General features: G+C 44.7%; 8 protein-coding genes. 4 read left to right on the top strand and 4 right to left on the bottom strand.

Annotated features, from left to right (window positions below):
• Positions 1–675: 675 nt before the first annotated feature.
• Positions 676–1,125 (bottom strand): hypothetical protein, encoded by a 450-nt coding sequence (locus F1381_RS14725; RefSeq protein WP_187355363.1) that lies wholly within the window; start codon positions 1,123–1,125, stop codon positions 676–678.
• Between the two features lie 202 nt (positions 1,126–1,327).
• Positions 1,328–2,383 carry a hypothetical protein gene (locus F1381_RS14720; protein WP_151735607.1) on the bottom strand — a complete coding sequence of 352 codons (1,056 nt, stop codon included), beginning with the start codon at positions 2,381–2,383 and terminating at the stop codon, positions 1,328–1,330.
• A gap of 2,240 nt (positions 2,384–4,623) precedes the next feature.
• On the opposite strand from F1381_RS14720, the gene F1381_RS14715 reads away from it, so the two are divergent.
• The 4 genes from F1381_RS14715 (at position 4,624) to F1381_RS14700 (ending at position 9,397) form a co-directional block, all read left to right on the top strand.
• Positions 4,624–6,000, top strand: coding sequence for a helix-turn-helix domain-containing protein (locus F1381_RS14715; protein ID WP_151735606.1), 1,377 nt, complete (start codon positions 4,624–4,626; stop codon positions 5,998–6,000).
• Between the two features lie 41 nt (positions 6,001–6,041).
• The gene (locus F1381_RS14710; protein ID WP_151735605.1) at positions 6,042–7,415 is read left to right on the top strand and encodes a helix-turn-helix domain-containing protein; all 1,374 of its coding nucleotides are present in this window, start codon (positions 6,042–6,044) and stop codon (positions 7,413–7,415) included.
• A gap of 205 nt (positions 7,416–7,620) precedes the next feature.
• Complete coding sequence (locus F1381_RS14705) at positions 7,621–9,012, top strand: helix-turn-helix domain-containing protein (RefSeq protein WP_151735604.1); 1,392 nt, start codon at positions 7,621–7,623, stop codon at positions 9,010–9,012.
• A gap of 217 nt (positions 9,013–9,229) precedes the next feature.
• The gene (locus F1381_RS14700; protein ID WP_150272523.1) at positions 9,230–9,397 is read left to right on the top strand and encodes an aspartyl-phosphate phosphatase Spo0E family protein; all 168 of its coding nucleotides are present in this window, start codon (positions 9,230–9,232) and stop codon (positions 9,395–9,397) included.
• 383 nt (positions 9,398–9,780) lie between these two features.
• Here F1381_RS14700 and yfcE read toward each other — a convergent pair whose 3' ends face one another.
• Together yfcE and F1381_RS14690 are read right to left on the bottom strand one after the other, a co-directional pair.
• On the bottom strand, positions 9,781–10,323 hold the full coding sequence (gene yfcE, locus F1381_RS14695) for a phosphodiesterase (RefSeq protein ID WP_151735603.1): 543 nt from the start codon (positions 10,321–10,323) through the stop codon (positions 9,781–9,783).
• Positions 10,324–10,438: 115 nt separating this feature from the next.
• On the bottom strand, positions 10,439–11,923 hold the full coding sequence (locus tag F1381_RS14690; RefSeq protein ID WP_151735602.1) for a glutamate synthase subunit beta: 1,485 nt from the start codon (positions 11,921–11,923) through the stop codon (positions 10,439–10,441).
• Between the last annotated feature and the right edge of the window lie 66 nt (positions 11,924–11,989).

Genomic DNA, 11,989 nt, shown 5'->3' with positions numbered 1-11,989 from the left:
GTTCCATATTACATATTAACAATTAAAGTTATCGGACTAAAACGATTGTTCATTTGTTTAGTCCTTAGCTTGTTACTGCTTAGTGTCGGGTGCGCACAGAATACGAAAGAAGAAGCAAAGCCAACGTCTGTAAGCGTACCTACGGATAAAATGATATTCATACCTTGGAATGAAGGTTGGTCACTCGCAGTCAGTATCACCCCGGGCATCCCATTGAACTACGCGGCAGTGATGAAGTCATTTATGAAATATCTGGCTATACGAACTACTTAATCGTGTATTCTGAGGAAAAACTCGAAAGTATGAGCAAGGGGGGGACCCGCAAGTACGCGGATGAGCTTTTCTACTGGACCCCATTCTTCGGGAATTCTCCAGTGCAACCCACCAACATCGGAACCTCATGGATCCGCATTGTCCGAAAACAGGACGGCTATACGATTGTTTTAGTTCTGATCAAGATACAATCTTAGGCGGGCAAGAAAGCGAACGGTGTCAGAAGTGTGACCTTTAAAGCAGATATCATGGCAAGGGAAGAGTTTATTTGATCAAGGACTTACCCAGCAGCCATCGTTATCTATAAAGGCGTAGACAAAAAGGAACGCCTCCAGCATTCAGATAAGCTTGCGCTGTGCCAATATCGGCTATTCCTTATGCTTGTTGGGGAGAATCAAGACACTAATCTACATCAGTACTTTTAAAGTACATCGGATCTGTATGATCTTTCGTAATGAGTGTACCGTTTATGGTCGTTAAATCCCTGCTGATATCAATCGACATTGGCCTAAGTACTTGATTGCTATCCTTATCGTAATATATCTCAGTCAGTCTATAGGGTCGTTGCTTAAACTTTTCAGTGATTTGGTTAACACTAATTAATTTCGTATAAAAGTCATTGCTAACCTGATATGCAGTACCTTGAATCATTACACTTCCACTAACTTTATTTTCTGTAAATAATCTTCTGCTAATTTGGAGATTGGCTTCTATCTCGATCATTTGCACTTCTGCACCTTTCTGTATTTCGGCCGAGTATAGCTTCTGTATATCCCGGGGTCTTTGATAAATAATAAGGAAAATGATCAGAATTATAGCAATCAGCAGCCCCATCATTAGTTTACTCTTCATCCCATCCCAACCTTTCAACGAGTATTGTCTCACAACGCATAATTTTTAATCATATTCTGAGAGTGAGTTCATGTGAAAAATGTAAAAATTATTATGTTAGTGATAGATGTAAAATAGAGCTGAGGAAACCTCAGCTCTCCTTTTTGATTATTTATTTCCAGCGAGGTTTCGCACTTCATTTAACAATCGTAATCTGTCTTTATTAAAAGTTCTCATTGAAATTAATAATAACATCTCCATTGTATTTAAATTTATAGTCACCTGTAATATCCCAAACAATATAATTATAAAGCCAAGCATGTTCTGCCTTCTCAAGCAACCATGTGTAATCGTTCCAATGTGCAGCATAAACTGTACCTTGCTTAGTTGAAGTGGCTCTCTTCATTTGGTTCAAATCGGCATTATAGTACCACATATCATCGTAAGAGTTCCAAGTGACATACTCAGTGGAAACACAAGTTAAGTAATCTTCGTAAAAATCATCATATACCTGAATGTATTTTCTGGTCCAATTAGCACCAACTTCAATATCATATGTTTCAGATGCGCTATAACCGATGCTATCATAGTCGATTCCAAAAGCACCAAGTGCAGTCCATAAATATAAATAGTTTGGTATTAATGATGTCACAACACCGTATGTCTTACTTACGATATCATTTAATTTATTATTGTAGGGCCACCCAGAGTATTTTTTGTAAACATCATAAGTACCAAGTTTGCTCATGATTGGATCATAATCAGCGTAAATATAGAGGCTTCGCCAGTCTAAATCAGTAGCTGCTGTGGTTACATTAGTTGTAAGCGAGCTATCTTTGGATGGTACTGAAATTGGTGTGGTATCGCTTTCATAAACATATAATGTATATGTTGTTGGCTTTTCCGTCGCCTCATCTCTGAACAGATCATCTAGGTTAGTATTTAAAACTTTTTCAACCTCTTCATGATTAGTTTCATTTACTTCATAAATCTCAAAACCCTTTGCTTTAAGTTCGTTGTCTCCTTTATCAATGATGACGTTACTTTGTGATTTAAAAAGAGCTTGAAAAGGGGTGTTTCTCCGAGCCTCGGCTATTTCTTTATTTCTCTGCATTATTACAGATTCCATAACTTCATCAGCTGCTTTCATATTATCAACAACTTTTTGATTTTCGTAATTATTATTTGCGGCGCTAGCAATAGATGTTGGAAGTATGGATACTACCATTGATAAGGCTAAAATAGGAGCTAGTTTCTTTAACTGTTTCACATTAAACATATTAAATCCCTCCATTTTTTATTGGCTTGACATGAGCTTGTAGTGCTATTAACTTGTTCTTCCTATAATTTCAACTATAATTTATCTTAAGGGATCCTCCTTTCTTTAATGATTATTAAAGCAGGACGATTATGGAGAATAATCACCTGATAAAACAAAATAGGAAAAAAAGATTTAAGTCTCTGAGCATGATCCTTATAGATTGGAATTTGATTTAATTTTCATTAAGGACATAATTCGTTATATAACCCTCTTATTTACTTTTATGGGATAATGTTATCCAAAACAGTAGCATAGTTCAATGTAAATTATTCCGTTATTATGTATTAACATGTCGAATGTATTTAATATTGTGTGAACTAATAGATTAGATTTCATTTCCTCCGCACACTCTCTATCTTTTGAAGAAGATTAGTTTGCAAGTTTTTGGCTCAGGTCATATGGTTCTTACCAATTTAGCATTAACCTGAATCCGATCCGTGATATGCACTCTTGAAAAGTTAATAAAAACAGCCTTTGATGGAGTAAAATGAATAAAATGGGAGTAAACTCCTTTTTCGGTATTTAGCTGGGAGGTGCACGAATAAACCCTATCGGTTTTTAAGTGGACCAATCGGTCGAACTACTCACGGCTCATTCCGGTCTGGCGCGCATCGGGCGCTGTTTTATGACACTCGGATTGCCAAGCGCCTCATTCTCTTTCATTGCCTGGTGCCCCACACCCGGATGTGCTATGTCCCTATCTGGGGCTACTGTGTCAAGGTAAAAGTGACTTCGATTAGATCGAACACTTTCGTGAGGATCGTTTCTTTGCCAAATCCCTCAGTCTAATACATGCCCCCTCCTCTCCCATCCTTCGCCAGCTACTGGATATGACCGCTGCTCACAGCTACGACTGTCAGACGAATTTACTGGAAACCAGCAGATTTACTGCGCGCTCTGCATGCACCAGGCTACATTTCCCGAGAGGAGAACACAGTCCTCACTACCGCTGGGCCTGGGGGTCTCCCCATTTGACAATAGCCATATGAAGAAGGAAGGCATGTCACTGACGTTTAAAAAGTTGGACGGCTATGCATCATTCTTTGCCTAGCTTCGTAGGAAGGCTACAGAGTGAATGAGCGATTATTCGTAAGGCAGCATGCATCTGCAAAAAGAAGCCTCCGCGTTTCTTTTACATAGCCTGGGCTTTATCCGCCACACTACCGATGTACCCCTGCTGGTGTGAATCGCCGCGGGGAAAGATGCGATTGAGAACTTGAATGGGTGTGTCTGAGCGAAACGTCGATTTATCGTCAAACGCAATCTAAACCGGGAGCCCCCGGAAAAATGGGTACTATCGTGAAACATGACTCTTGTGCACGAAGAACGAGAAAGCAAAAGCGTGTATATCGGTTCCATAGAATGGATTGAGAAGAAACTGGAACGTCCGATTCCTGCAGTATACCAAATAATCGAGCGAACGATAGAGGCACATGGTCATCTCTTGCTGGTTCTCCTGATAGGCGCTCAGGTCTTTCACAACACTGACTTGTTCGCCTAGGCAAGTGATTTGACTCTACCGTGACCACCTGACGAGCGAACAGTTTAAAACGAACTAAATCGATCTGAACCTGGAGGAGAAATCCGCAACGAATGACCTGATTCACTGTGCAGGCTTAGTAGCCTATAATCTAATGCGAGCATTGGGCAGATTTCGCTGCAAGAGCCTGATGCTCCGATGCAAACGAAGATTATCTGCAGACGTGTAAACCGTATTTAAAGTCGATTAACCATTTTATTGCTATCGCACTATTTGATACATAAATATCAATTTGTAATAAAATATAAATATTACCTAGTGGTCATCAGGTCACCTTCAGTCGGTGATAATAGAGCCGTCTCCATTTCCAACGGAGCTTCTAGACATTCGATGACGAATTGCTCTAGAACATGCGGCGCTACTGCAGCATCAATAACAAACGGCACATATAAGTCATTCCAGCCATTGAACTTCCAGCAGACCCCGGCCAGCTTCCTTCCACATGCACGACAAGTGTCGGTCCCATGGTCGTTCAGCTAAGCGTCATTATGCCGGATTGGCGGCAGTGTCACATTGCCGCCAAGGTCATACAATAAGTTGGGGATAGGCTCAATGTCAGACAGCAAAACAGAGAACTGCCTAATTTTAGACAGGGATGCGATAATTAAGGTATATTATGTATTTTTATGTATTATTTCATTGGGAGGGAGGGTGTTCCTTGAAACACGGGACTACGATTGTAGCTGAGCTTGAAAGCTATCTCCGGAGAGAACATTTAACTATATCCAAATTTGCCGAGCTGTCCGGCCTGCATTCCGGCACACTCAGCAACATTATCAATGGCCAGCGTCCGATTGCCATGAAGCAGCTGGATCAGATGACCGAGGCTATGAATCAGCCGGAGGGCTATTATTACGAGCTCTTCGTCGAGAATTACATTATGAATCGGGCTGCAGATTGGCGCCGGATCGGACCGCTGTTAAAGCGCTGCGCGGAGTTGGAGAAGCACATGCTGATCCGCCAAGTCGTAAATCATAGTATGGAGAATCTGGCGTATGCCACCCTGCTGTTTGAAGCAGCGGAAGAATTATTCGCTGAAGGCTATAAAGCAGCCGCAGCGGTCATTTATGAATGCGTGGCCGAAGGGGAGCGCCTGCAGCATTCCGAACGTCTGGCGTTGTGCCGGTATAGACTGTTCACGATTGCGTTAAGCGATAATCATCAGTCTAACCTTCATGCCGCCAATCAGTTCGACCCGTATATTGAGCGGCTGGATGAAGTGGATCAATTGGATGCCATTAAGCTGATCATCGACGTGTACGGCTCGCTGCACCAGTGGGACCGAATGGAATATTGGGCGGAGCAGCTGGAGCGAAAAGGAAAAGCTCAGTATCTGTATATTTCCCAAAAGTCTTCACATAAACGTCCCATCCGGGAGGTAATATACTATATTCTTTACTCGTATTTAATGCGGGGGCAGGTATGGGAAGAACGCGGTGATTTTGTACAGGCACAATATTATAATACACTTACTGCGGATTTCAGTTGGATCAGAACTCCGTACAGCGATACAGAGATTATTGTGATGGAGCAATTCAAGGAATGGAGTATAGCCAATGATTATCTGTTCCGTATGTTATCCGGAGAAGTTGAAATTATTCCGGCTTATATAGAATTCGTGGAGAACTTAGAGAATGAGATCGCTCCTGCGCTGTTCTATATCACGCAAGCGGCTAATCGTTTTGATCTGAATATTGATGGACTGCTTGAACGTTTCAAAGACCGGCTCTATTACCACAATCCGCAGAGCCGGATAGGAGGCTTTAATTCACAGTTGATTGATGATAAGAACACCCGCTTCTTAGCCGAATTGGCCCTTTACCATTTACGCAGAGAACGCTTCGATACGGGATTCTGTTACTTACAGGAAAGCTTTGAATCCTCCGTGCGGACACAAAGCAATGATAACATGATGCGCTGTATTGCCTTATTTGAACGGTATCGTTCTCTCGCTTCCTCCGGGCAGAAACAACAATTTTTCGCCGATAACTTTCTGTCCTACGATTCCTGGTATTGGGGTGTAAAGTCATCGTAATTACTTCTGTTAAATACCCGAATCAGAAAGAAGGTCTTCTCTTGAACCATGGGACTACGATTGTAGCTGAGCTTGAAAGCTATCTCAGGAGAGAACATCTAACCATATCTAAATTTGCCGAGCTGTCCGGCCTGCACTCCGGCACACTCAGCAACATCATCAATGGCCAGCGGCCGATTTCCATGAAGCAACTGGATCAGATGACTGAGGGTATGGGGCTCAAGAAAGGGCACTATTATGACCAATATATTACCGATTACATTATCAACGGGTCTGCGGATTGGCGCCGCACAGGTCCCCTGCTGCAGCAATGTGCCGAACTGGGTGACCTTGAGGCAATAAGGCGAGTGGTTAACAACATTTTGGACAACCTTACTTATTTGCCAATGCTATTCGACGCAGCTGAGAGTTTATTCGATCAAGGACTCTACTCAGCAGCCAGCATTATCTATAAAGGCGTAGCCGAAGGGGAACGTTTCCAGCATTCCGAACGGCTAGCGTTGTGCCAATATCGGCTATTCCATATGCAGCTTGGTGAGAAGCAGGACTCCAACCTCCAAGCGGCTAATCAATTTGAGCCTTATGTGGAACGGCTGGATGAGGCCGATCAACTCGATGCGATTAAGCAGTTGGCGGATGTTTACGCATCACTGCATCGCTGGGATAAGGTTGAGGAATGGGCGGAAACTATGGAGCGTAAAGCTACTCTGCAATATCAATATCCCAATGATAAAACCGTGTCACCACAGAAACCTACTCGTCCTTATATTTACTATATTCTCTACTCTTTTTTGTCCAGATCTGGAGTTTATGATGAACGTGGAGATTATGAAAAAGCACTTTATTACGCCTCACTATACTCGGATATCATTTGGGTAAAGGTTCCTTTAAGTGCAACCGAACTTCTAGTTATAGAACAGTTTAACGAATGGGCGACCATCAATAAGTATTTATATCATTTAATGTCTGGACAAGCAGATAGCCTTCCAGCTCTGGTTAGCTACTTGAAGGAGCGCGAAAATGAGATTTTTCCAGCCTTATTTAAGATTATGCAAGCGGCTAATAGATTTAACATCAATGTCGATAAAGTTCTCACTTGTTTCATAAGCCACTTGTCTTATAGAGAGCAGCGCAGTCGTCTAGGAAATTTCACACGACAAATAACCGAGGACAGGTATACACGTTTTTTAGCTGAATTAGCAGTTTACCATTTACGAATGGAACGTTACGATCAGGGATTCGATTACTTATCACAGAGCTTTGAATCCTCCAGGCGAACCCAGAGCAACGATAATATGATGCGCTGTGTCGGACTATTTGAAAGGTACAGGACTCTCGCTTCTCCCGAGCAGAAAGAAAAATTCTTTACCGACAATTTTCTTTCATACGATTTCTGGTATTGGGGTATAAAATAATCGAATGACAACCAAATGCAAACTAGCATAGACCACTTCCTATATAGTGGTCTTTTTAATTTATTTATAAATAATTTCGTCTAAATAAAAATAAATTCACAATTCATTCATGTGTAAATATTGACCAATGGTTCATTTTGTATAATACTGGAATAAATATAATCTTTCTGATAATTTAAGTATTGTTTGGAGAGGAGGTCTTGTTTTGAACCCTGGAGCCACGATATTAACCGAAATAGAAGATTACATAGAACGAGAGAATTTAACTATATCCAAATTTGCTGAACGCTCTGGAATGCATTCCGGAACCCTAAGCAACATTATTAACGGAAATCGCCCTATTGCCATGCAGCAGCTAGACAAGATTACGCAAGCTATGGGGATGAACGATGGTTATTTTTATGATCTGTACATAGAATGTTATATCATTAATGGTGCAGCAGATTGGCGCCGAATTGGGCCTCTCCTGCTGCGATGTGCGGAATTAAATAAATTGGAGGCAATTCATCGGGTAGTCAGCAATATTCTGGACAATTTGTTCTACTTGCCAATGTTGTTTGATACAGCCGAGGAATTATTCACACAGCAGAAATATACCGCTGCAGAAATCATTTATAAAAGTGTGGCCGAAGGAGAACGGTTTCAGCATTCTGAACGTCTGGCCTTGTGCCACTATCGTTTATTTCATATTGCGCTAGGGGATAATCAGGAAACTAATTTACATGCAGCCAATCAATTTCAGCCTTATGTGGAACGACTCGATGAAGCTGATCAATTGGATGCGATTAAGCAATTAGTAGATGTATACGCTTCACTTCATCAATGGAATAAAGCGGAATGTCTAGCGGAGCTTATGAGGCAAAAAGCAACAATTCAGTATCAATATTATAATAAAAAAGATACTGCGCAGAAACAACCGTCAAGAACTTTAATTTTCTATATATTATATGCTTTCTTAATGCAATCACTCATAGCAGATGAAACCGGAAAATTTGATAGGGCGATGTATTTTGCTTCATTATATGCTGATATGAGTTGGGTAAAAACTCCATACAGTGATGATGAAATAGTAGTTATGGAACAGTTTAAGGAATGGTCTGTAGCCAATATGTACTTATATAGATTAATGGCAGGAGATCAAGAGGTCATTCCAGAGTATATCGGTTACGTGGAAACAAGAAAAAATGAAATATCACATGCGTTATACAGAATTATACAGGCTGCCAATCGATATTACTTTAATGTGGATGACATACTTGAAAAATTCAGCAGACATTTATCATACGGTGAACAGGTTAGCCGATTAGGTAAGTATAAGGGACAACAAGTCACCCAGGAGAGACGCATTAGGTTTTTTAAAGAGTTAGCAGTATATCATTTTAACCAAGAAAAATTTGACCTAGCATTCAAATATTTATTAGAAAGCTTGGAGTCTTCTGTTAAAATATGTAGTGAAACAAATATCCTAAAATGCGTCGGGTTATTTGAAAAATACAGATATGCAGCATTGCCAGAGTATGTTAAGAAGTATACAAACTCAATAAGCGAGGTGCAAAAAATTAATGAAGAAGGTAACTTCTTGGCTAGTAAATACTAGTGCCACTTTACTTATAACAAGTCTTTTAGTTGGAGTCAGTGTTGAGAGTATATTGGCAGCAGTTCAATTAATGACTCACGGCGGAGGAGCATGAGCATACATAATTAAACTTATAGAGCCGCGCCTCCCGCGCCGCTCTTTTTCTTTTCCCGGCACATTGTCGTGCCCTCCTACTTTTGACATATTATACTAATCTACTACATAAGGAGGGAATACCATGCCAAATTACCAAGACAATCTGCGGATGAGAGTAGAAAAGGCCCGGAGAAAGCTGTATCAGACCCAGCAGCGGTACGGCCATCTGACCCATCCCAAGGTGATTGAACAGTCTGTCATCCTTGACGATTTGTTAAACCAGTATACCTACAAACGTCAAGCCCGTTAGTGCTCATATAGAAACAATAGAGGATGAAGCTTGAAGAGGATCGATGTTGCCATACAGCAGTTTTATTGTGTTAAGTGGGTGTGTAGATCACTCATCTCCGCTCCCTGACCAAGGTCATGTGAATAATACAACAGAGTCGGCAGCGCCCAAGGCTTTAAAGAATGTACCTGCGAAAGCAACTCCACTGCCTGACGGTTGTCCGCTACGTTGTCGCAGGCATAAGAAAAAATCAACTCATCTCAACCCAACTCGTTCAACTCACCTTACCTCACTCGAAACTCAAAACCTCAAAACTCTATTTAAACAGAAACGATCCGGGCGAACATAGCTAGATTACTTTAAGGATATGCCGCCCGGGTCAGGAAGTGCCGCACCTCTTACTCCTACAGCGAGATCTGCTTCACCGTATTCCCCGCAAAATCCTTGATCGTAAACACGCCATTCTCCAGAGTGGCGTAGGAGTTCGGGTTGTTCTCCTTAGGCAGGGAAATCGAGCCGGGGTTCAGCAAAAAGACGCCTTCTTTAACGTCAGCCACCGGCAGGTGGGTATGCCCCTGAATGAAGATGTCCCCGGCGGAAAGCGCAGGCAGGTTGTCGATGCTGAAGCCGTGGCCGTGGGTAGCGTAGATTTTGCGGCCCTCATGGAGAATCAGCACGTAGTCGCCCATCATCGGAAATTGCAGCAGCATCTGGTCCACCTCAGCGTCGCAGTTGCCTCTGACGGCCACCAGCGATTTGCCGTAGGCATTGAGTCTGGCCGCTACTCCTTGCGGGTCATAGCCGTCCGGCAGCGGATTCCGCGGGCCGTGGTAGAGGAAGTCTCCCAGAATGACCAGCGTATGCGGCTGCTCCTGCTCCGCCTTCTCCAACGCCTTCTCCAGCCAGTGCAGCGAGCCGTGGATGTCGGAAATAAACATCAATTTCATGTAACCTGCCCCTTCCGGTTTCTAATATGTACATATACTCCTATCATAGAGCTTCCCGCACCCCTAACGCAAAGCGGACGCCCCGGAGGGCGCCCGCCACATGCTATATTGATTATCAAGGCAAATTCGACGAGCCCATCAAATACCGGTCCACCTCGCGCGCTGTCTCGCGGCCCTCGTGGATCGCCCAGACGACCAGGCTCTGGCCGCGGCGCATATCGCCGGCGGCGAAGACACCTTCCACGTTCGTTGCCATGGCTCCAAGCTCCGCCTTGACGTTCGAGCGCTCGTCGCGCTCCAGGCCCAGCTGATCCGGCAGCGTTTCTTCCGGTCCGGTGAAGCCGAGCGCCAGCAATACGAGCTGAGCCGGAATGACTTCCTCGCTGCCCGGCACCTCCTGCATTACCATCCGGCCTTCGGCATTGCGTACCCATTCGATGCGGACTGTGTGCAGCTCCTGCACATGTCCGCCGTCGTCGCCGACGAACCGCTTGGTGGAGACCAGATAACGGCGCGGGTCCTCCTGATAGAGGGCTTCCGCCTCCTGCTGGCCGTAGTCCACCTTTAGCACCTTCGGATATTCTGGCCAAGGGTTGCCGGCCTGACGGCTGAGCGGAGCCTGGGGCATAATCTCCAGTTGGATCACGCTCTTGCAGCCGTGGCGGATCGAAGTGGCCACACAGTCGGTGCCGGTATCGCCGCCGCCGATGACAACCACATCCTTACCCGCCGCAGAGATGTACTCGCCGTCTGCCAGCTCCGAATCAAGCAGGCTCTTCGTATTCAGCGTGAGGAATTCCATCGCCTGATAAATCCCCCGCAGCTCACGGCCTTCGGCCGGCAGGTCGCGCGCCTTGGTCGAACCACCGCAGAGCACCACCGCATCATGCTCTTCCTGAAGCTGAGCAGCCGGGATGTCCTTGCCGATCTCGGTACGCGTAACGAAGGTAACGCCTTCGGCAGCCAGCAAATCCACCCGCCGCTGCACTTTACTCTTGTCGAGCTTCATGTTCGGGATGCCGTAGGTCAGCAGCCCGCCGATCCGGTCGGCCCGTTCGTAGACGGTAACGCTGTGCCCCGCCTTATTCAGCTGTGCCGCGCAGGCGAGACCGGCCGGGCCGGACCCTACAACGGCTACCTTCTTGCCGGTGCGGTGCTGCGGCGGCTCGGGCACAATCCAGCCTTCAGCAAAGCCGCGGTCGACGATCGCCTTCTCAATCGACTTGATCGTGACCGGTTTGCCGTGCAGCCCAACCGTACAGGCGCCTTCACAAGGCGAAGGACAGACGCGTCCTGTAAATTCAGGGAAATTATTCGTCTTATGCAGACGCTTCAAGGCAACCTCCCAGTTGCCCTTATATACCATGTCGTTCCATTCGGGAATCAAATTATGCAGCGGACAGCCGGAAGCCATCCCCGAGAGCATACGCCCCACATGGCAGAACGGAGTCCCGCAGTCCATGCATCGCGCGCCCTGCTCCTTCAGCTTCTCCTCATCCAGCGGCACCGCAAACTCATCCCAGTTCTTAATCCGCTGCAGCGGCTCGCACTCCGCAGGAGTCTGCCGCTGATATTCCAAAAATCCGGTTGCTTTACCCATTCCTGTCATCCTCCGAGTCTCTCTGATTGGCCGCCGGGAACCCCGGAAGGCGGTATTCTTCCCCAC

Source organism: Paenibacillus tengchongensis, from assembly GCF_008973665.1.
GTDB lineage: Bacteria > Bacillota > Bacilli > Paenibacillales > Paenibacillaceae > Paenibacillus_AQ > Paenibacillus_AQ tengchongensis.
This window is presented reverse-complemented; position numbering and strand designations above follow the sequence as displayed.

Excerpts from the sequence above, each read along its gene's own strand:
- F1381_RS14725 (WP_187355363.1), bottom strand. The coding sequence starts at position 1,125 with ATGAAGAGTAAACTAATGATGGGGCTGCTGATTGCTATAATTCTGATC.
- F1381_RS14720 (WP_151735607.1), bottom strand. The coding sequence starts at position 2,383 with ATGTTTAATGTGAAACAGTTAAAGAAACTAGCTCCTATTTTAGCCTTA.
- F1381_RS14700 (WP_150272523.1), top strand. The coding sequence starts at position 9,230 with ATGCCAAATTACCAAGACAATCTGCGGATGAGAGTAGAAAAGGCCCGG.
- yfcE (WP_151735603.1), bottom strand. The coding sequence starts at position 10,323 with ATGAAATTGATGTTTATTTCCGACATCCACGGCTCGCTGCACTGGCTG.
- F1381_RS14690 (WP_151735602.1), bottom strand. The coding sequence starts at position 11,923 with ATGGGTAAAGCAACCGGATTTTTGGAATATCAGCGGCAGACTCCTGCG.